Origin of the sequence: Pedobacter sp. ok626 (assembly GCF_900100435.1) — a bacterium.
Lineage (GTDB): Bacteria > Bacteroidota > Bacteroidia > Sphingobacteriales > Sphingobacteriaceae > Pedobacter.
Genome location: NZ_FNEX01000014.1, coordinates 196,626 through 217,291, shown reverse-complemented (window position 1 = coordinate 217,291; position 20,666 = coordinate 196,626). Strand labels below are relative to the sequence as shown.

Annotated in this window: 18 protein-coding genes and 1 tRNA gene; 4 read left to right on the top strand and 15 right to left on the bottom strand. The window is 39.7% G+C overall.

Features of this window, described 5'->3' with window-relative positions:
- Nucleotides 1–46: 46 nt before the first annotated feature.
- The 4 genes from BLS35_RS19315 to BLS35_RS19300 form a co-directional block, all read right to left on the bottom strand.
- Nucleotides 47–820 (bottom strand): ISAon1 family transposase, encoded by a 774-nt coding sequence (locus BLS35_RS19315; RefSeq protein ID WP_254778889.1) that lies wholly within the window; start codon nt 818–820, stop codon nt 47–49.
- Nucleotides 821–1,010: 190 nt separating this feature from the next.
- Entirely contained in the window at nt 1,011–1,376 is a 366-nt protein-coding gene (locus BLS35_RS19310) for an ISAon1 family transposase N-terminal region protein (protein ID WP_090782334.1), read from the bottom strand.
- Between the two features lie 161 nt (nt 1,377–1,537).
- Nucleotides 1,538–1,610 (bottom strand) — tRNA-Lys (locus BLS35_RS19305).
- Between the two features lie 190 nt (nt 1,611–1,800).
- A complete protein-coding gene (locus tag BLS35_RS19300) occupies nt 1,801–2,091 on the bottom strand; it encodes an Rdx family protein (protein ID WP_090784300.1) in 291 nt (96 codons plus the stop codon).
- 90 nt (nt 2,092–2,181) lie between these two features.
- On the opposite strand from BLS35_RS19300, the gene glgP reads away from it, so the two are divergent.
- Entirely contained in the window at nt 2,182–3,834 is a 1,653-nt protein-coding gene (gene glgP, locus BLS35_RS19295) for an alpha-glucan family phosphorylase (protein ID WP_090784297.1), read from the top strand.
- A 58-nt stretch (nt 3,835–3,892) separates the two neighbouring features.
- Here the strand turns inward: glgP and BLS35_RS19290 are convergent, their stop codons facing one another.
- From BLS35_RS19290 to BLS35_RS19280, 3 genes are all read right to left on the bottom strand, one after another.
- Nucleotides 3,893–4,327: a tail fiber domain-containing protein gene (locus BLS35_RS19290; RefSeq protein ID WP_090784295.1), complete on the bottom strand. Its 435-nt coding sequence runs from the start codon at nt 4,325–4,327 to the stop codon at nt 3,893–3,895.
- A 69-nt stretch (nt 4,328–4,396) separates the two neighbouring features.
- The gene (locus BLS35_RS19285; RefSeq protein ID WP_090784293.1) at nt 4,397–4,702 is read right to left on the bottom strand and encodes a hypothetical protein; all 306 of its coding nucleotides are present in this window, start codon (nt 4,700–4,702) and stop codon (nt 4,397–4,399) included.
- A 64-nt stretch (nt 4,703–4,766) separates the two neighbouring features.
- Nucleotides 4,767–5,750: an LCP family protein gene (locus BLS35_RS19280; RefSeq protein ID WP_090784291.1), complete on the bottom strand. Its 984-nt coding sequence runs from the start codon at nt 5,748–5,750 to the stop codon at nt 4,767–4,769.
- A gap of 175 nt (nt 5,751–5,925) precedes the next feature.
- Here BLS35_RS19280 and BLS35_RS19275 point away from each other — a divergent pair, with 175 nt between their 5' ends.
- Complete coding sequence (locus tag BLS35_RS19275) at nt 5,926–6,465, top strand: SRPBCC family protein (protein WP_090784289.1); 540 nt, start codon at nt 5,926–5,928, stop codon at nt 6,463–6,465.
- 35 nt (nt 6,466–6,500) lie between these two features.
- Here the strand turns inward: BLS35_RS19275 and BLS35_RS19270 are convergent, their stop codons facing one another.
- From BLS35_RS19270 to BLS35_RS19255, 4 genes are all read right to left on the bottom strand, one after another.
- The gene (locus BLS35_RS19270) at nt 6,501–7,508 is read right to left on the bottom strand and encodes a TlpA disulfide reductase family protein (protein ID WP_090784286.1); all 1,008 of its coding nucleotides are present in this window, start codon (nt 7,506–7,508) and stop codon (nt 6,501–6,503) included.
- Nucleotides 7,509–7,557: 49 nt separating this feature from the next.
- Entirely contained in the window at nt 7,558–8,922 is a 1,365-nt protein-coding gene (locus BLS35_RS19265) for a RagB/SusD family nutrient uptake outer membrane protein (protein WP_090784284.1), read from the bottom strand.
- A gap of 16 nt (nt 8,923–8,938) precedes the next feature.
- The gene (locus BLS35_RS19260; protein WP_090784282.1) at nt 8,939–12,538 is read right to left on the bottom strand and encodes a SusC/RagA family TonB-linked outer membrane protein; all 3,600 of its coding nucleotides are present in this window, start codon (nt 12,536–12,538) and stop codon (nt 8,939–8,941) included.
- 178 nt (nt 12,539–12,716) lie between these two features.
- The gene (locus tag BLS35_RS19255; RefSeq protein ID WP_090784279.1) at nt 12,717–13,919 is read right to left on the bottom strand and encodes a FecR family protein; all 1,203 of its coding nucleotides are present in this window, start codon (nt 13,917–13,919) and stop codon (nt 12,717–12,719) included.
- Nucleotides 13,920–14,129: 210 nt separating this feature from the next.
- Here BLS35_RS19255 and BLS35_RS19250 point away from each other — a divergent pair, with 210 nt between their 5' ends.
- Both BLS35_RS19250 and BLS35_RS19245 read left to right on the top strand, forming a co-directional pair.
- Nucleotides 14,130–14,732, top strand: coding sequence for an RNA polymerase sigma factor (locus BLS35_RS19250; protein ID WP_090784276.1), 603 nt, complete (start codon nt 14,130–14,132; stop codon nt 14,730–14,732).
- A gap of 18 nt (nt 14,733–14,750) precedes the next feature.
- Nucleotides 14,751–16,124 carry an NAD-dependent succinate-semialdehyde dehydrogenase gene (locus BLS35_RS19245; RefSeq protein ID WP_090784274.1) on the top strand — a complete coding sequence of 458 codons (1,374 nt, stop codon included), beginning with the start codon at nt 14,751–14,753 and terminating at the stop codon, nt 16,122–16,124.
- A gap of 24 nt (nt 16,125–16,148) precedes the next feature.
- Here the strand turns inward: BLS35_RS19245 and BLS35_RS19240 are convergent, their stop codons facing one another.
- Genes BLS35_RS19240 through BLS35_RS19225 form a run of 4 tightly spaced genes read right to left on the bottom strand, consistent with a single transcriptional unit; the run spans nt 16,149 to nt 20,477 of the window.
- The gene (locus BLS35_RS19240) at nt 16,149–16,925 is read right to left on the bottom strand and encodes a pseudouridylate synthase (RefSeq protein WP_090784272.1); all 777 of its coding nucleotides are present in this window, start codon (nt 16,923–16,925) and stop codon (nt 16,149–16,151) included.
- A 51-nt stretch (nt 16,926–16,976) separates the two neighbouring features.
- Complete coding sequence (locus BLS35_RS27895) at nt 16,977–17,147, bottom strand: hypothetical protein (RefSeq protein ID WP_165973346.1); 171 nt, start codon at nt 17,145–17,147, stop codon at nt 16,977–16,979.
- A 43-nt stretch (nt 17,148–17,190) separates the two neighbouring features.
- Nucleotides 17,191–18,480 (bottom strand): DUF3748 domain-containing protein, encoded by a 1,290-nt coding sequence (locus BLS35_RS19230; RefSeq protein ID WP_090784270.1) that lies wholly within the window; start codon nt 18,478–18,480, stop codon nt 17,191–17,193.
- The gene (locus BLS35_RS19225; RefSeq protein WP_090784268.1) at nt 18,480–20,477 is read right to left on the bottom strand and encodes an FG-GAP repeat domain-containing protein; all 1,998 of its coding nucleotides are present in this window, start codon (nt 20,475–20,477) and stop codon (nt 18,480–18,482) included. Before BLS35_RS19225 ends, BLS35_RS19230 begins: the two co-directional genes overlap by 1 nt.
- Nucleotides 20,478–20,666 lie beyond the last annotated feature (189 nt).

The window sequence follows — 20,666 nt, the reverse complement described above, 5'->3', positions numbered from 1 at the left end:
TCGGATCAATCCCAAAACTTGTGGAGCAAGAATGATTTTTCTGTTTTTAAGCATACAATTGCGTTAGTCTGTACAGGAAGAATTCTATGTTTTTTACACCTCTAAACAGGTTTCTAAAAGCCTTTATTTTTGCATTAAAAGATTCCGCTGAAGCATTAGTAGATCTGTTATCAAAGTAGTTCAATATAGTCTGATAATGGTTCTGTATCGACCTGGCAATTGTATTAAAAGATTTGAATCCCGTTTGTCGTACTTTTTCATGCCATTTGGCCAATCTCGCCAAGGCGAAGACTTTATCTGTTGTATTTTCAAAGATTTGACTAAGTCCAAAACTGAGTCCATAGGCTGTTTTAAGGTCAGGAAACCTTCCGAATAGGAGTTCTGCACGATCCTTTTGACTGTCTATCCAATCAGAAGGCTTTTTATATAATACATATCTGCTACGAGCCAGCAATTGCTTTATCGTATCTCCATTATGGAGTACTTCCGCTTGAAATGGCCGGCCTGTCTTTTTTGATCTTTCTATAGCTTCATTTTCCTGATCCATAGCTTCCCATCTGTGTTTGATCCGCATTTCCTGTAGCGCCTCGGTGGCCAGTTTCTGTACATGAAACCGATCTGTCACTCTGGTTGCCTGCGGAAAACAACGTTTGCAGATCAATTCCATATTACCTGCCATATCCAGGGTAACTTCAGTCACTTTTTTTCTTGCTCTTTCTGGAATTCGTTTCAGTACTGAGATGACTGTTTCGGCTTTGGTGCCTGCTACAATGGCAACAATAGCGCCTTTCTTACCTTTCGCTGATTTGTTGGTAAGGATGGTGTAAAGCTCACCATGAGATAGACTGGTTTCGTCTATAGAAAGCTGTTCACCTAGGTTTTCAGGATACAGCAGCCATTCTTTTGCATGTGATTTCTGATCCCAATTTTTAAAGTCACTGAGGTAATCACGATATTGACGAAGTAGATTCTTAGCTTTTACACCATAGAATGAACTGATGGCATCAACGCTACTCGGTGCTGTATCGATTGATTTCTTTTAAAAAAGCCGCGAAATCCCCAGTCATTCGCGTTCCCTTTTCTACTAAAGTCCAATTCCGATAAATCACCTTAGAAGTTTCTGTATTGAGCCATCGGCGTCTGCGGATATGAAAAAACACTTTATGTCCACGGATAGGAAAGTCTTGAATTACAATCTGAGGGAAAAAGCCTTTAGACAAAACTTTGATCCCATCCCATTCTAAGGGGGGATTATTCAACTCTTCGAGTTCGATATGGAAGGTTTCACTATCCTCAATAACCCCTTTGAATTCAAAATTCTCTAGTATAAAATCTGGCAGAAATAATCTGAGCAAGGATGCAGTAGCTGATGGCATAAATATAAAACGGTATAGAAATACAAAATTATAATTTTAACTCCTGCTCCACAAGTTTTGGGATTGATCCGTTTGTTCTGGAGAATTTTAGGTTTTGGTAAAAACAAAAGCCTGCAATCAAAATGATTGCAGGCTTTTGTACGTTGTGTTACTATTCTCTGTGATCCCGCTGGGATTCGAACCCAGGACCACTACATTAAAAGTGTAATGCTCTACCAGCTGAGCTACGGAATCAACATTCTTATTTGAACGTTTACACTAATCGTTTCCTTTTAGAGTGATGCAAATATAGGACTACGATATATATTGTGCAATTAATTAATTGAGAAAACATATACCATGCTGGTTTTAAGCCAGATTATTTACAAAAACCTGCTTTCAGAGCTTAATTTAAGCGCAAAAAGTGGCTATATCCTACAAAAATTTAAGATGGTTTATCAGAATGACCAAGATCTTTCTCGGGGCTCACTACATCACGTATCAATTGCTTCAATTCCTTAACTTCCGGAAAACGACCTTTCTCTTTCCTGTCAAATACAACGACATCATCAATACTGATCACATAGGTTCCTCCTATTTCCGCTGGCTTTAACAATACGCCATTCAAGTCATCGGTAAACGTACTCAGCAGTTCCTGTGCCATATATGCAGCTCTAAGCATCCAGCCACATTTTGGACAGTATTCAATAGTTACAGTAGGTTTCAATGTTTTCATGTGCGAAAAATAAACAATATCATTACAAGTCCCTAATATATAATCAGATCCAAAGCCCTTTATTCGTATTAATTTTTATAAATTAAACCCATGCTATCTAAACAAGACATTTTCGGTTACGAACCCAATCAGCAGTATAGTACTGCGGTGGCTTATTTTTCTATGGAGTTTGCGGTACACCAGGCGCTAAAAATATATAGTGGCGGATTAGGTTTCCTTGCCGGATCCCACCTAAGGAGTGCCTATGAATTGAAACAGAACCTACTTGGTATTGGAATACTATGGAAATATGGGTATTACGACCAATCCAGAGATAAGGATATGTTGATGAAGCCTGATTATACAGAAAAACAATATAGCTTCTTACAGGATACGGGTATCACCTTTAAAGTCCCGGTGCACGATGCTGAAGTACACGTCCGGGCCTACTTATTGAAACCAGAAACATTTGGCACTGCCCCTTTATTTTTGCTAAGTACAGATGTCCCAGAGAACGACTTCTTATCACGTACAATAACCCATCGTTTATACGATCCCCACGAAACTACCCGTATTGCCCAATCTATCATACTAGGCACTGGCGGAGCGATGCTGTTGGACATTTTAAATATGCCTCCCGACATATACCATATGAATGAAGGTCATTCAGTGTCCCTTAATTTTTACCTCTACAGCAAGCATAAAAGCCTGGAGGAAATAAAAAAGAGAGTAGTATTTACCACACATACACCGGAAATGGCCGGCAATGAAGAACACAGGTATAGCTTACTTAAAGAAATGTCCTTCTTTTACCATTTGCAGGAACATGAAGTAAAGTCGATTTTAGGTATGGATGGCGATAACTTTAGCTATACGCTTGCTGCACTTAAATTTGCCAGAAAAGCCAATGGAGTATCAGCCCTACATGGTAAAGTGGCCAGGGACATGTGGAGCCATAACTCAGGAATATGCGAAATCATCTCTATCACCAATGCTCAAAACCAGAAATATTGGGAAGATCCCACAATAGGTAAAGCTATAAAGTCTGGTGATGATCAGGAGATTATAGTTCGCAAAAAAGAAATGAAAGCCGATCTATTTAAAGTTGTGGCCAATCAATGTGGCAAACTTTTTAATCCAGATGTATTGACTATTGTCTGGGCAAGACGATTTGCAGGTTATAAAAGGGCTGACCTGGTGATGCAGGACTGGAACAGGTTCCTAAATTTGATTAATAATGAAGCATTTCCGGTTCAAATCATTTGGGCAGGAAAACCTTATCCAGAAGATTTTGGGGCAATCGGCCTATTTAATTCCATCATCAATCGTGCACTGCCTCTAAAAAATTGTGCAGTCCTTACCGGATATGAGCTAGAGTTATCAGCCTTACTAAAAAGAGGTTCCGACGTTTGGCTAAACAATCCAAGGATGTACAGAGAGGCTTCGGGCACCAGTGGTATGACAGCAGCGATGAACGGTAGCATTAATCTTTCCTTGCCTGATGGCTGGGTGCCAGAATTTGCTAAAGACAATGTAAACAGCTTCCTAATTCAACCAGCGGCTGATGGATTGCCAGATCAGGAACAAGACAATCAGGAGAACACCAACCTGATGAATGTGTTGGAACGGACTGTAGTACCAACCTACTATAACGACCAGAAGCAATGGTTAAGTCTGGTAAAAAAAGCAGCCATGGATGTGGTACCAGCTTTTGAAGCCAGCAGAATGGCCAAGGAATATTATGAAAAAATGTATAAAGGATAAAAAAAAGAGCTGCCCTTTTGGGGCAGCTTCTTTCCAAAACACTTAAACTGAAAAATTCTTATTTGCTTTTGGCTTTCAATAGCTTCACCTCATTCTTTAGAAGCTCTATTTCGGCCTGTTGCTCCTTAATTGCGGCTACCAATACAGGAATCAAATTCTCTGTCTGTACGGCATTGTATTTCGCAATTTTTGAGTTGTTTTTACCAGACTCATAAACTTTTGAAGCCTCGTAAACCATTGTAGGAAATTCGGGCTGGACATTGCTAGCCAAAAAACCATACTGCTCACCTGCAGGCAGCTTAAGATGCTTATACTTATTTACATCGTATTTGAAGGTTACTGGCTCCAAATTTTTTAGATGTTGCGTTGAATTAGAAATTTTGTCGATATTAACTTTAAGTTCTTGCTCGTCAATTTTTTGAGCACTTACAGTTAAAGTACTTGCGCTTAATAAAAGGGCCATAAAAGCGCCTTTGAAAATTATATATTTCATAAAATTAAATTATTGTATAAATACTGACATGCGGGTTAGTTTCTACAACCCAAAGATGGAATATGCGTACTAAAGGCCGTTGGGAGGCGGGTACGGTAAGGAAATATAAGGAGCGCTAATATTGGCGACACCCGAAAGAACCAATTTCCTGGAAAGCGTAAAGAAAAACGGACTGGAAATTAGATGAGAAATGTAATCTTCGTCCATGATCTCCAACTGCTTGCATTCTTTTTCAAGGTCGGGTACTTCATCGGTTTCTTGCTCCGATGCGCAAACAGATAAGTATTGCTGATGTTTGTCCACAGCAAATAACGAGGTACTTTTTACCAATAAAAATGAAAGTAAAATAAATATGCCCGTTAATCGTCTAAACATAAGTAGCTGGATCGTATAAACTTGTAATCGCTCTTTTCACAAAGATAAGAAATCTTAACAAATTTTATTTGCCAACAGGCTTCATATTTTTGTAAATAAAGTTATGAATCGAATTTGTGGTGGCTTTTAAATCAACGGTTAGATACCAGATATTGTTGATTCTTTTCCCCGCACTTTGCCCATCAAGTGGAAACCTTGCCTGATCAATTACTTTATTCTCCGAGTTCAAAACACTTGAAGCAAACCTCATAAGCGTCATATTGGCCATACTCGTTTCGAGATTAGGCAAGATCTGCGAAGCAAAAACAGGGAACACTTCTTGTCCGGAGCTTTTCAATTTACTAAACAAAGCAACCAGCACAGACCGTTGTCTCTCTGTCCTTTCGTAATCACCATTCCCCACTCCCCTGATCCTTGTATAAGCTACTGCTTGTCTTCCTGTTAACTTCTGTAAACCTGCACTTTTCACATGCACAGCAGGTATTTTATCGTATATAGCGACTTCATTAAGGTAATTATTTAGATATGGAAGTTCTGGATCTTTTACATTTACATTAACGCCACCCAGTGCATCTACAATTTTTGCCGCGCTATAAAAATCAACGTTCATATAATCCTTAATATCGAGATCAAAGTTTTGATTGATGGTTTTTATAGCCAATTGAGGCCCACCAACGGCATAAGCTGCATTGATTTTATCCATACCATGTCCTTCAATATTTACGTAACTATCACGCATAATTGACGACATTTTAATTTTTCCAGTTTGTTGATCAATAGAAATCACCATGATCACATCGGAATTTGCCCGGTCATCATTCTCACGCCTATCCACAGCAAAAAGCGCAATATTAATCGGGGGATTAGTCATGGCTTTTACCCAGTCTCTTGTTTTTTGTGATATTCCCAATGCTTCAGGAGTTCTGTTCAATTGAACTGCGCTTCGTTTTACAGCAACTGCTGTGGGTGCGGCTACAACTGAGGAATCCTGGGCCTTTGCATGATAGGCAAGTATCAAAAGGATCAAGGCGAACAAGTGCTTTTTCATTGTTTAAAAAAAATTGGTTAATGGTATATCTACAAAATAATATGCAATATCCCTGCCGTTGTTTTTTAAGCGACCGTTAAAAAATGTGTTTGGAGATTTACCTAAAATTTAATCATCTTTATATAGCTAAACTTGTAATTAACCAGGCCTCCTCATTAAAAACCAAAAATATATTATGAAAATTTTAAAAGGACTATTACTCTTAATTGTTGGGATTGTAATTCTGGCATTAATTGTTGCGCTCTTTGTTAAAAAAGATTACGCAGTTGAACGGGAAGTTACCATCAACAAGCCAATAGCAGTGGTATTTGATTATGTCAAACACATTAAAAATCAGGATGAGTATAGTGTTTGGAATCGTTTGGATCCAGCTTCAAAAAAGACTTATACTGGTACAGATGGTACTGTTGGGTTTATCTCGGCTTGGGAAAGTACCAATAAAAATGTAGGGAAAGGCGAGCAAGAAATTACAAATATAACTGAGCGTGACCGGATTGACATGACGCTACGTTTTAAAGAGCCCTTTGAGGCTGAGGATGCTGCTTACATGACTACGCAAGCTCTAGGCGAAAACCAAACTAAGGTAAAATGGGGCTTTAAAGGTAGAATGGCCTACCCAATGAACATCATGCTGCTTTTTATGGATATGGAAGGAATGCTGGGTAAAGATTTGCAGGGTGGTTTAGATACCTTAAAAACGACATTAGAAAAATAAAATAAAAATGGCCGGTAACCACCGGCCATTTTATTTTATTTAATTACTTCTGCCAGTTTCTTTTCTAAGGCTTCGCCCCTTAAATTTTTAGCAATGATCTTACCTTGCGGATCGATTAAGAAGTTGGAAGGAATGGCTTTAATTGCGTATAGATTTCCTGCCCCCTTAGGATCATCATGATTTGGATCTACCAATTGCATCCATGGCATCCCATCATCTTTTATTGCCTTTAGCCATTTCTCACGATCTCTTTCCTGATCAACCGATACGCCCAATACAGTAAAGTTTTTGTTCTTAAAAGCATTGTAAGCTTTCAATACTTTAGGATTCTCTGCTCTGCATGGACCACACCATGATGCCCAAAAATCGACAAGCACATATTTACCTCTATAATCAGACAATTTAACGGCTTTATTCTCCGTATTCATTTGCGTGAATTCTGGGGCCATCCGACCAACTGCAGTAGATTTACTCGCCTCTATTAAAGCTGCAAAGTCCTTACCTGCTTTAGAGTTACGGTTTTTAGCTGACAAACCATTAAACAATGGTTCTACCTTGCTTGCATCAAAATACGATCCCGCTATTTTTTGCATAGCCTCAAAGCAGAAATAGGAATCGGGATTTTGTTTAACAAAACTACTCAATGCCTCTTCAGATTTGCCTACTGCCGTGTACTTTTCAAATTCAGCATTGATACCAGCTCCACTAATTACTGCTGTTTTGATAGAATCGACAGCATTAATAATGATTAGGCCTTTGTCCAAATAAAGCGACCTTGCATCTGTACGACCTTTAACCCTTCCCTCCTTACTATTAAAATTCATGTAGACTTGTTGCGGACCTTCTGATGGACCTTTAAATTCGAACACACCATTTGTAACCAGAGCGCTATCTCTTACAGTTTTTCCGCCTTTGTAATAACTGATGTACATTTTCCCGTTTTTACCGGCGGCTGCAAATTTACCCTTTACTTGATAGGTATTATTTTGCGCCCATCCCAATACAGGAATTAGGATAAGCGCAGTTGTAATTAACTTCTTCATCTTTTCGTTATTTAAAACATTATGGTTTTATTTTTTTTTTGAATAGGACTTAGTTCCTTTGGTTTGGTGCCAATTCTGGATTCAAATTTGTTAGCTTTGGCGCAATTGGAAACAAGTAACGATAATCATTGGGCTTCAATTCAAAATTCTCCCCATTGTAACTATGTGTAAGTGTTTTGGCAAAACGCGGCTCTTTATTTAACCTTTTCAGATCAAACAAACGAAGCCCCCTAAAGCACAACTCTCTCCTCCTTTCGGCTAAAACCTTTAACAATGCATCGTCTGCAGAAGAAGCCGTTAAATCAACATAACTAGCTTTAAGAATGCGCTTTTTACGCAATAGGTTAACATCCTGCATTGCTCCACCTGCATTGTTAGCCCTGGCTTCACATTCGGCACGGATCAGGTACATTTCCGCAACCGTTGGCCCAACTGTTCTGGTATCAAAGGCAAGAAATTCACCCATATAATAGACATAACCAACAAAAGGATCCTGAGTGGTACTAAACAAGATCTGAAAACGAAGGTCGCCAACTGAACTAGCAAACACATTTTGTAAATCATGGCTCATAGAAAACCATGAATATGAATTGGATACATTCTTCAACAACAAGGTTTCAGGATTATTCCTGCTCAGTGGAAATGTAGTGGCTGGACTTGCGGCATAATCATTATAATCTGCCAAAGTACCTTTAAGCTCCAAAGTTTTTGAGGCGTATTGTAGTGCATCCGGATATTTTCCGATCTGAAGACTAGCGCGCGCAAGTAAGGAATATGCAGCAGGAAGCGATGGCTCATAGGTAGAAGTACTTGTTACAGATAGCAAGGTTATAGCCTTATTTAAGTCAATAAAGACCTGATCATATACCGCTTGTACACTTGCCCGAACTAACTGCGCAGTGGTAGTTGGTTCTAATAACAAGGGCACTCCAGGATCTGCACTAGCTGTAGAAGCATCATATTGAGTCGAATAAATATTAACTAGTGAGAAGTAGGCAAAAGCACGGTGAACCATGGCTTCACCGATCAACTGGTTCCGTTCTTTCTCTGAGCCACCCGTTGCGGTTTTCATTCCATCCAAAACTACGTTGGACAGATAAATCTGTTTATATAAATTACTCCATTGCGAATCATTGTCTGTACTTACATAAACATTATTCTGCCAGGTGTGCAGTTTATAGCTGGAATTCCCCAGATAACTAAGTCCCTGAGCTTCGTAGAATTCCACATTATCAGTAACAAACTCATCCTGTCCATATGAGGATGCCATGTTACTTGTACTGTTCAGAATCAGTCTGAAATCTTTATAAATCGAAGGGATCACTTTCCCTTTTGGTTTGATATCTAAGTAATCTTTTTTGCAACCGGAAACTATGGCTACAAAGCATAAAAGATATAAATAAGTTTGTCTCATAATTCAAGATTTAAAATTAAAAGGAAGCCCTCAGTCCAAGCGCAAATGAAGCCGGAGTTGGGAGAATGGTATAATAAGCTGAAGGCACAAAATCAGGATCAATTCCTTCCTTATTTTTAGCCCAGATCAATCCCAAATTGCGGGCGTAGGCCATCACAGCCAATTGACGCATGTGCAATTGTTTTACGATAGACGGTGCCAGACTATAAGATAGAGAAAGCTCTCTAAATCGAATATGGGATCCGCTCTCGATCAGCTGATTAGATGAGGTATACCAGTTAGCACTGTAATTAACCCCATTGCTTGGCATTACAGGCACATTAGTTTTCGCCTCATCACCAGGTTGTCTCCAACGCTGGCCAACATCACTATGTATTGATTTTTGCGTAAAGTAGCTAAAGTAATCAATCGAAGGTCGGCGGAATACATAGCCTAACTTATAGGTGATCATGAAGGACAAATCAAACTGTTTATAGCGAAATGTATTGGTAAAGCCTCCAAAATACTTAGGAACTGTTGTTCCGCTATAGGTTAAGGTAGAAAGATCATTAGAAATGTCATTCTCAGTAAACATTTGTTTTCCATCGCCCGTTAATACCGTTGGTCTTCCTTTATTGTCCAAGCCACCCCAATTGGTACTATAGATCCCATCAATAGACTTCCCTACGATTGGGTTATTTCCGGCTGGACCACTATTAAGATAATAACTTACATTATCGCGTTGAAGATTAGAAGACACCACCTTATTCTCATTATACCCGAAGTTCAATTGGGATTTCCATTGAAAATCGCCACCCCTCAGCACGTCAGCCGTAAGATTAAGGTCTACTCCATGATTATCGAGTCTTCCTGTGTTTACTTTAAGTGAGGTAAAGCCATAAGTCGCATTAAATTCGGCTGGACCAAGCAAATCATAACTTCTTTTCTTATAGATATCAAGATTAAACTCTAATCTGTCCTCCCAAAGAGATACATCTGCACCAACATTGAAAGTTTTTGTTTTCTCCCAACGAAGTAATGGATTGGCAGGATTCGTAATCGAAGCATAGCTTAAACCATTGTAAAAATCTGGAAATCCTGAAACTGTTGCTGTAAGGAATGGACTGGTTGTTTTATCTACATTTCCATTCACACCATAAGTCACACGCAGGTTTAGGCGATTTACAAAAGGCAATTGAAGAAAATCCTCTTGTCCCAATTTCCACATCCCTCCTAATGACCATAACGGCGTGGCCCGGTATTCTTTACTGGCTCCAAAAAGATTAGAATCGTCTAACCTCGCACTTCCAGAAATCACATACTTTTCTTTAAAGGTATAGTTGGCATTGGTATACCAGGATAAAAAGCGGTCTCTCACATCTGAAAGTGTATTCGGTAAAGATGGTGTAGTTTTATTACCTGTAACTGCCGTGGTATATTGGGTTGCGTAGTTTACAGGCATAGAACTCAATGTCCGGTCGTCATAACCGTACAGCCTGGTGGTAGCACCTGCAGTCCATACCTGCCTCATTTCTATACCAGCTACCGCATCCACGCGATGATCAGTACCCAATTTTTTATTCAGAACGAATTGTCCACGCACGTTATACTGTTCCATGTCACTATTGCCCTGATCCAGAATCGCACCTAAAGGCAATCCGTAAACTAATTTTGCAGGATTACTTCCAGCAAGTATAGAAGTCGCGGTGTTTATTGCATTTCTTGTGGTATAGGAATCTTGACTATAGTAATTTCGGCTGCGTTGAAAAGAGCGTTCATACAATCCACTTGCCTGAGCACTTAGGCCCTCTATAATTTTATACTGTAAACTTCCATTAATCCTAAACTGGCTATATCTGACCGTGTTGTCCGCATCAGAAAGCGCAGATAAATAGTCATATCTCCAAGGCAAATAGCCTTGTTTTTCTAAAGGATCAAGCGTTGCTGCATTAAATGCACGTGCGTATTGTACAGGCTTTCCATCATCGCCCACGATTCTGTCGTAAGGCAAAAAGGTGCTTATGCCAGGCTGTAGCGGCGTTAAGCCAAGACCATTGTTTTTGCTATTGTTCATCATGAGCATTAGCCCTGCTGAAGCATCCAACCTTTTAGAAAGCTGGAAATCATTTTTAGAATTTAAAGTAAAACGCTCTGTCTGATCACCTTTAGCCACAGGCAACTCCTTGCTATAGGAGCCTGAAAAAAAATATTTTGCCAACTCATTTCCGCCAGAGGCAGATAAGTTATATTGTTGTATCTGTTGTTTTTGCAACAGGTATTCTGAGTATTGCGTTTTATAATCATATCCACTTAGTTGTTGTACCAATGCATCACGTTGTGCAGCAGTAATCTCACCGCGTTTAAAGCGGAAAAAGATATCGGCACCCGATGAAATCGCAGGCGCTGATTTACCTTTTGGATCAGGAATAAGCAATTTATTTACACCTTCAGCTTCAAAATCAAGGTAATCAGCAGAACTGGCAACTGGCCTATAACCTAAATCTGGTTTTCCACCTATAGTAAAATTGGTAGAGAAAGTGATTTGAGGTTTATTCGCTTTACCCTTCTTTGTTTCAATGACAACAACGCCATTAGAAGCTCTTACACCCCATATCGAAGCCGCAGCTGCATCTTTTAGAAAAGTGATCGTAGCGATATCTTCTGGATTGAGCAAAGATAAATCAGATTCAAAAGGGAAACCATCCACAACGATTAAAGGATCTTGTGCAGCACTGATGGTACTACGTCCCCGAATGCTCAACAGCGAGCTTTTAGTAGGGCGTCCGCTCGAGTTAGGGAGGTTACTTGTGAGCAGTAACCCACTAGCCATACCTTCCAATTTATCCACCAGATTTAGCGTAATTTTCCGCTCCAGATCCTCCTGTTTCACTTGTGAAAATGAGCCTGTTGCCCTATCTTTTGCGATTGTTTGATATCCTGTGGATACCACAACCTGCTCTAAAAGCCGCTCATCTTCTTCCATCCTAATGGTGAAGCTTACAAAATTGGACAATGCAATTTCCTGAGTTTTAAAGCCTAGATAACGTATAATCAAGGTTTCAGCACCATTAGGAACATTTAGGCTAAACTTACCCTTTCCATCTGTTTGGCTTGTCAGCTTAGTGCCTTTAACCAACACAGTGGCACCCGCTATTGGAGATCCATCTTTTCTGTCCATAACAGTACCTTCTATCCTGCGATCTGGCGCGGTAAATCCATCAGTCCGCTCCCTGATCACTATAGTTTTATTCTGGATTTCGTAGGTAAAGGGTTGGTTAAGAAAACACTTTTCCAACACATCAGTTAAAGATGCATTTCTGACAAAGATATCTACTTTTCTGGCGAGCTTAATTTGTGGAGTAGCATAAACAAAGTCATACCCACTTTGTTTCCTGATTTCTTTAAAAACCTGGGTTAAAGAGATGTTGCTTTGTGTGAGGTTAATTTTCTGTGCAAAACCACCTGCACTTACCTGAAGTAAGGACGCGGTTAACAGAATTACGGTTAGGTTGATTCGCATAATCAGTTTTCTTTTATCTGTATTATGAATCAGCCGTGAAACCGAATCCATAATACGCAAAATTGGTTGTGCCAAGCGGGCTAAATGCCTGCATTTAAATAGCGCATAAAATTTCATACATTTGAATTTTAGCCCCTGATTAAGATTAGGGGTTTAGGTTTGGTTTTAGTTAATTATCGTGTGCGAAACATTGTTATTGAATAAATCAGCCTTTATAGCCAGGGGTGGGTCCAAGCACTCCTGGTTTTTTTATACTGAATTACTGATAGGTTCAATACCTACATAAACTGTAGAGTTATGGCATAACAGTAACCCTCCTTCCTTCGATCTTAAAATGAATTGTTCTGGTTGTTTCTAATACTTTTAGCACTTCTGATAGTTTTTTGGTCCTTGAGATTTCGCCACCAAAATCTATACTTGGTATTTGGCCTTTATAAATAACGTCGATATCATACCAACGGGCCAGTTTGCGCATAATACTTTCAATATTTTCATCGTTAAAGTAAAAATTGCCATTCTTCCAGTCGATGGCTTGCGTAACATCAACATTCATCACCTTCAGCGTATTATTTAAAATGGCTTGTTGTCCCGGCTTAATCGTAACATCTTGAGCTGAGGCAGCTACTTTTACAGATCCTTCCAACAAAGTTGTTTTAGTAGCATCTTCATTTTGATAACTATTGATATTAAAATGTGTTCCCAGTACAGTTACATCTTGTGCTTTTCCAGCTCCGTTTGTAGTTACCACAAACGGTTGATTGGGATTTTTAGCTACCTCAAAATAAGCCTCACCAGTTAACACAACCTTACGCCTGGCAGCATTAAAAACTGTTGGATACCTTAAAGAAGATAGTGCATTTAGCCAAACTGTAGTTCCATCAGGTAGATTGATCTGATATTGCCCCCCTGCCGGAGTGTTAATGGTATTGTACAGGACTTCAGTAGCGGCCGCATTTCCTTTGCTAATTTCATAAACCAATTGTCCGTCTTTTGTCTTAGTGACAACAATTCCAGCCTGTTTAGCCAGTTCTCCATTTCCAGCATCGGTTAAGGAAATTTTAGAGCCATCGGCAAGCGTTAGTATGGCTTTGTTTCCTCCTGGATTAACATCGTTACCTTGATGTTGAGCGGTTAAGTCGCCTTGTTTTGCTTGTCTATTATCATTGATGTAAAAGTAAAGTACCACTGAGAAAACAACAAAAATGGCCGCGGCAACACTATATTTAAAGTAATTCCTAATCGGACGTAATATATTATCTTGCTGGCTTCTAGCATTTAAATTAGGTTTTAACTGATCATAGATACGTAACATATGGTTATCAAGCTCGGCTTCATCTGCAGCTTCTTTGGTATCTTTTTCCAATTCTGCCGTTATCGCTTCTCTTAGCTCGGTTTCACTCTCTACTTCCGTAAAATGCTGCATCAACAATTTAATTTCCGCTACGGTACAGCCATCGTTTATATATTTGCTAAAAAGTTTACTTAAATCATCCATCATATTTACATAGCTTTGAGTACGGGCCCTATATTAAACCAATACGGACCTAAAGGGAAATACATTGATGCCTTTATTTAATTATTTACAATTATTTAATAACAAGCTCACAATCAACACAATAATTTCAGCTACGTTGTAGCTTTCATAAAACATATTGAATACTAAAAAATATTGTATATCATTGAAAAATAACCAATCCAACCATTACCATTGAAAGTTTTTGTAGAAGAGGGAGCGTTACAGCATTTGCTATTGCAGTTAAAGCAGGGCTACGAGTCTGCATTTAATACAATATATCTTGCTTACAGTAAAGCGCTCTACAAAAAAATCAATGGAATTGTGAAAGATGAATCCATTGCTGATGAGCTGTTACAGGATTTATTCTTGAAGGTATGGGAGAAAAGACAGGATATTAAACTGGAGCAGTCATTTACCGCTTTTTTATATACGATAGCCAATAATCTTGTTTTTGACTATTTCCGTAAGGTTTCTAAGGATAAGCGCTTACATGACCGTCTGCTGATCAATGCTGTAGATTATTACCTGCACACTGAAGAAAACCTGATAGGTAAAGAAACCTGGGGGATTATTGAGGAAGCCATTGACAAGCTTTCTGATCAACGCCGTAATGTATTTAAACTTTGCAAGATTGAAGGTAAATCTTATCAGGAAGCTGCCGAAGCCTTGGGAATTACCGTAGCCACAGTAAACAGTCATATGGTAAACGCTATGCGTTTTATTAAAGAATATTTACACAAAAATCAGGAAATTGGTGTTATCCTAATAGTAGCAGCCATTTTAGGCCGCAGCTAATTAATTTAATAGCATACCATGAGTATACAATCTATCAACCCAACCAACGGAGCGGTTATCAAATCCTATAAAGAGGACGCTGACAGTGTGGTTATTCATAAAATTGAACAAACGCATAGTGCCTGGTTGAAATGGCGCGAAACCAGTTTTCAGGAACGATTGGCCTGCTTAAATGAGCTTGCCGATCAACTGTATAAAGAAAGAGCCAACCTTGCCAATCTGATGGCCATGGAAATGGGTAAACCTGTAAAAGATGGGGCTGCCGAAATTGACAAATGCGCTGGTGTTTGCAAGTATTATGCGGAACATGGGGCCAACTTTCTTAAAGATCAGCTAATTGCTACAGAGGCTTCAAAAAGCTACGTTAGCTTTCAGCCTATTGGTGTTGTATTGGCTATTATGCCCTGGAACTTCCCCTTCTGGCAGGTTTTCAGGTTCCTTGCCCCTGCTTTGATGGCTGGCAATTGTGGATTGCTAAAACATGCCTCTAATGTTCCTGGTTGTGCCTTAGCGATTGAAAAATTGGTAAAGGATGCGGGCTTCCCTAATCATGTGTTTCAAACATTAATGATTGGTAGTAACGCTGTAAGTCAAGTCATTTCCCATCCTAATATAAAAGCAGTTACGCTTACTGGCAGTACTGAGGCGGGGATGAAAGTTGCCGCGCAGGCGGCTTCAGTTTTGAAAAAGACCGTATTGGAACTTGGTGGCAGCGACGCTTATATTGTTTTAGCTGATGCTGATCTGGAAGAGGCCGCAACCATTTGTGCGAACAGCAGATTGATTAACAATGGACAGAGCTGTATTTCTGCAAAAAGGTTTATCCTGGTAAAGGAAATAGAAAAGGACTTTACCCGGCTGTTTATGGAAAAGATGAAGCAAAGAAAATTGGGCGACCCGATGGATACGGAAAATGATCTGGGGCCCATGGCCAGAGCAGACTTACGCGACGAACTTCATCAGCAGGTATTAAAGAACATAGAAATGGGTGCTAAATGCATACTAGGTGGACAGGTACCCCTGTTTAAAGGCAATCACGCTTTTTATCAACCAACTATATTAACCGGAATAAAAAAGGGAATGCCGGCTTATAGCGAGGAAATGTTTGGTCCCGTAGCGGCTATTTTAACGGCTCAGGACACGGAAGATGCCATCGCCTTAGCGAATGATACACAATTTGGATTAGGTGCTGCAGTGTTTACTAAGGATGGCTCAGTTGGAGAAGAAATTGCCAGAACAAAATTACAGGCAGGATCATGCTTTGTGAATTCGCTAGTCAAATCCGACCCTCGATTACCTTTCGGGGGCATCAACCAATCTGGATATGGTAGAGAACTCGGATCATTTGGAATCCATGAATTTGTGAATATCAAAACGGTGTATATTAAATAACCGTCTTATCGTATACGAGGTATATTAACCAGTAAGCATGTGCGCTAGAATGGGTTCACATTTTTCGCGACATGGTGGATAAAAATGGCCGTGTTTCCAATAGCTGGATTTGGGCGACAGACCCCACCAGAATTCTGCCAGTGCCAATGGCTTCATTTCGTAACGAAATGCGTATTGCAGCAATTTAGGTGCAGCGCACTCCCCTGCTCCTGCTGGTGGTTTCTGAGCAGCGGTATGCTCAAAAGCTTCAAGGAGACTTTTTGATTCGCCTGCTTTGTTCAAAAAATGATATTGTTCGAAAATTCTATACTGTAAAGCGTTAGAATAGTTTTTTCTGGATGTTTTTAAGCGTTCAATCTCCGAGGTATAGACTCGATCTTTGAAGGATTCCAAATGACTAATTTCCTTATTCATTTGGGTAAGTTTTTCCATACCTATATTTAGGAATCCTCCTTCTGTAAGCCCGTCAAAAATTGGTGGCACAAACTTATCATGATGATTTTTACCTGCTAATTTCCCAGAAAATGCAGCCAGATAGCCTAATACACCTTCTTTTGTCCGAACGACAAGTACTCCAAACATTTTTCCAATAACCATCCCCTCTGCATCGGAAGACAAACCGAAATTATGCGACCATTCTTGTTGTTGCTGCAAATGAAGCTGTAGTTCATTTGCAGCAAGCAGACAAAGTGGATGCTGCTCCTCAGTTAAAGAAAAGTTAAGTCCAACTGCCAATGCTTCGATTTCTAAGGAATCGCTGAAGGGACAGAAGGCTGAATTCTCATATACTGGGTCAGACATTATATGTGCTTGTATGATGAATAGCTAATTAAAAGCACAAAGTTAAAGAACTTATTTCAGCTCCCAGCTATCCGTTCTAAATGATGAGGCTGGCAAGTTATGTTTGCCATCCTTTGTAAGCTGGGCTTTTGCAGGATAAAATACCTTATCATTACCGGCAACTTCAAAATTGACACTTTCTTTTTCATTAAAGTGTAAGCCATCAGCGTCTGTAAATTTCAATAGAGGGATCGAAAGTAGATCGAAAGATCCACTATTGTATGCTTTATTGAAGTAAAAAAATCTGCAGGTAATTGCCTCCAGCATCTTTTACATAGCGGTTATAAGTCATGGTCTTGCCATCCGGGCTCCATATTACAGCACTCACAGGTCGGCTATCGTCACTTGAGTTTTCGGTTAATTGTTTGGATTCCCCGGTAGACAGCTCCGTAATATAAATGGCATTTTGCGCAACATAACTAATGTATTGATCATCGGGACTAAAATTCAGTCCACTTTGAATATCAAACAAATGAAAACTAACCTGCTTTACCCGTCCGCCATTAGGCGAAACTACAAAGGCATTTATAAAGCCAGAAGGGTCTTTTGATAAAAAAGCAATATGTGTACCGTCAGGACTAGATCTGAGCCAATGACGTGGACCTTGGACACCTTTTCTCGTAAACGTAATCCTTCTTTGTTTTACACCCCTCGGCACATCTGGTCTACGGTTAGCGGTTCCGGCAAGGGCTTCACCAGGATTAGCTTCAGTTAAATCCGCCGGCAAATCAACCACAAAGATCTCTGTTTTAGTCTGACCGGTCTCGTCCTTCACATTTCCCTGAAAGGCAATTGCTCTTCCCTGCCAGTTTCCATCGGCTTTCTGATAACCTTTTTTCCCAATCCAGCATTCATCAAAAGCCTTATCGATATCATCACTACCTGCAATTGGATTTTCTATAACCTTTGTAACCACTACAGAAGACATCTCACCGCTGTTGTTTTCGCCATTTGCGTCATCAGTGACCTTTACCTTTCCAGGGAACATAACGCCCACAGTTCTGAGGTCCTGAACATCAGGATTAGTTTTACTCAATTGCGCGATCACCTCATCATTGTAGGTAAAACTCAATCTTTGCCCGTCTCCACTCCATGAATGCGCATGAGTTCCGCCACGTAATGCACCTGATGTATATGGTGCTATGATATCCCTTGCATCCATAAAAATGGGTACCTCAGGATTATTGACATCAATTGCTACGCCTGTTCTACGGGTAAACCCATATGGATTTTTCTCATTAGCATTTCTTATTCCATGGATAAAAATCACACGGTTAACAGCTGGTGAAAAGGAAACCGCCCCAAGGCCCGGGCCATATTCAGTTTGATTTTTTGTGTGGTAAAGTTGCTTCATTTCTCCTGTAACTACATTTACCATCTCAATACTACCAGTACTACCTATTTTACTATCGTCATTTCGGGTATCGTAAACCAGCCATTTCCCATCTGCTGAAAAACATTGATTGGTATTTAAGAAATGACCCTTCGGATCAGTCGTTAATTGTTTCTCCCGCATTACTTTTTTTTTACAGGGTTAGGTAAATAATAAAGGTGCCCGTCTTCTGCGCCGACTAAAAGATCAGGAATACCGTCTTTGTTCCAGTCCACCGTAGTTGGACTAGTGTCATGACCAGCTAGTACTAATTCAGCAAGGAGTCCTTCATTTTTAAGCTGTACCAGGCCATTTTTCGTTCCCATATTTTTCATCAGGCCCACATTGACACTGTTGACCAAAATATCAGGTTTTCCATCAAGGTCCCAATCTGCGATAGCGAATTTCCGACGCCCACTTGCACCAAATTTCAAAGTATTGAGTCTCAATGGGCCCGCCAAGCTATCCGTTACTTTGTGATTACCTTCGTATCCAGCAAAATCGGTTGCCTGAAATATTCTTTTAGGCTGTTTTAACAACAGCTCATTACCCTTCTTAAAGCGTTCATAATAGGACAGATAACCACCTGTATCCAACATAATCAAATCCGTCAATCCATCTTTATTCCAGTCTATGGCATAAGGAGTTGTACGCCATTGTGTAACCAATTCTTTAGGTTGAGGATTCCACCAGTTCCATGATGGCTTGGGAATGATCGAATTCCCCCAATCAACATTAACCTGCTGTTCTTTCGCAAGTTTAGGTGCTGTTTTAGTTCCAATATTCTTATACCAAATTACTTTACCCCATATAGAATTTACGATAAGATCTTTAAGTCCATCTCCATCCCAATCCGCAACAGATAGTGTGGTATAACCCCACTTGGCTTCCGCAGGACCTTGTATAGAGGCATTATTTCCTGCTTGTATGCGGATCTCTTTTCCATTACTTTGCAGCAATTTAGGTGCTGCCCAGCGCGGCATTCCATTATAAATTCCAAGGTTTTCTATAAAAGCAATATGACCTGCTGAATTACCACAAATGATGTCCTCATCGCCATCACCATCCCAGTCTATACCGAATGGGGTTACCAGCGCGCCAAATTTTACATTATCCGCTTCTTGCTTAAAATATACTGGCGACTTAAACTGAGGCATACCATTCTTTACCTTTCCTGTATTTTCAATAAAGGCTACACGACCATCTTCATCTCCAACAACCAAATCTGTATGACCATCTTTATTCCAGTCTACTGAAACAGGAATGATCATTTCCAGATCCATTTTAATTACCCCAGCATCATTAGCCAAATATCTTCCCGCTGCATACTCAGGCTTTAGCTTTGTGCCGATATTTTCAAAATAGGTCAATTTATCTAAAAATTCTCCGCAGATCAGGTCAAGGTCTCCATCACCATCAAAGTCGGCAAAATTAGGCGTTGGTGCTCCGAATACGTCCAATACCTTCCCACCGGCCTTCATCCGGCCTTTATTTACATACGTTCCATTTTGGTTTTCAATGAGATAAACATAACCATGAAGTGGTCCGTTTGTCCAATTTCCTTTTTTATCATAAGCATTATCCCAACCATAATCAATCCAATCATCCACCCCTACTACAATATCAACATCCCCATCATGGTCATAATCCACTAACTTCCATTGGTTAAATCGGTTTCTCCCTTTGATATCCTTCATGATAGAGTCTGCAGGGAACAGCTTTTTCTTTTGCTTAGCAAAAGTTTTAGTAAAGTTGATTAGCTCTGCTCCTGGAACCGTATAACGTGGTTTTCCATCTACATAGGAAACCTGGATATCTTTTATTGATTTGGACAGCAATACAGGCTTTGCAAACACAGGGTTTTGATCACCGCTAGTATTTTCAAACAAATAAACACCATTAAATGGTTTCCCCTGACTGGAAACCAGCAAGTCCATGTCACCATCGCCGTCATAATCAATCGGAATTGGCCATGCCCATAATCCCACACCCAAATCGACAGTTAAGCCAGGATTGTTATATTTCAGGTGCCGAAGATCTGCACCTTTAACCTGTGCAATTAAATGTATTGGCTTATTAATTAAGACGATAACAGTCAGGAAACTTATATACAAAACTCTATTTATACTTCTAATGTTCATATTTTTAAATAGCTCGTTAGCGGTAACCTAAATTAACCTTATGCTAAGATAGGCTTGTTATATATTTTCTCCACTTACTGTACTAAATTATCATATTCTGAATGTTTCCTTGTACAAACAGCATTCTGTTTAAATAGAAAAGGATCGCTGGCAAAGCGACCCTTTTCTATCCGTACTAAAAACTTTTTT